At 33.0% G+C, this 737-nt stretch carries 1 protein-coding gene; it reads right to left on the bottom strand.

Features of this window, described 5'->3' with window-relative positions:
- Nucleotides 1-737, bottom strand: a 737-nt coding sequence (locus tag J5V48_RS09785) for an ISAs1 family transposase (RefSeq protein ID WP_219938469.1), incomplete at both ends; no start/stop codon positions are given.

Raw genomic sequence — 737 nt, forward strand, 5'->3', positions numbered from 1 at the left:
AAATCATCTTTCCACCAGTGGTAACCACTTTCAATATGCCAACGATTATCAATGGTTTCCATAATGAGTTGTTGATTATCAGATGATGATATAAAGTACTGAGGTTCTGGATTGTAATCGGCCTGATCTTTTCTCTTATGAGAAACCATTTTTATAAAGGATTTTGTTCCTGAAAATTCAACTTCAGTAAGTTCATAATCAATAGGAAAAATGTAGTAGTCACAGTCGTTGAACTCTATCTTTTTGATAGTATCTTTATTGTTGTCAAAAGTCTTAACTATGACTTCCTTTAGAGCTGATTGGTTATCTTTAACAGTTACAGTGAAAAGACCACCTTTCTCTAAAATTATGGACATTGTGTCTCTCTGACAGTGTAGTGCATCTGCAGTAACCATAGTGTTCTTTAAAGAAAAGAATTTTAGAGCATGCTGAAATGTAGGAATTTCAGAATCCTTGTCATCTAAAGGTATTGATGTTAAGCATAGTTCAGATGATGGATCTAAAATGTTAAAAACATTTACATTACGCTTAGAATTCTTTCGACCAGAGCCATTAAATGTTTTACCATCACCACTTAAAAGCCTTACTTTCTCATCACTGCCTGAGTCTCTATCAACGATTTTTCTGATAAATCCTTTTATACGATTAACAAGGCAATCTCTAAGTTCATTTGCATCAATATTAAGAAAAACACGTCTTAAAGTATCATGAGACGGGATATTATTACCTTCAATGAG

It is taken from the genome of Succinivibrio faecicola (assembly GCF_019448115.1).
GTDB lineage: Bacteria > Pseudomonadota > Gammaproteobacteria > Enterobacterales > Succinivibrionaceae > Succinivibrio > Succinivibrio faecicola.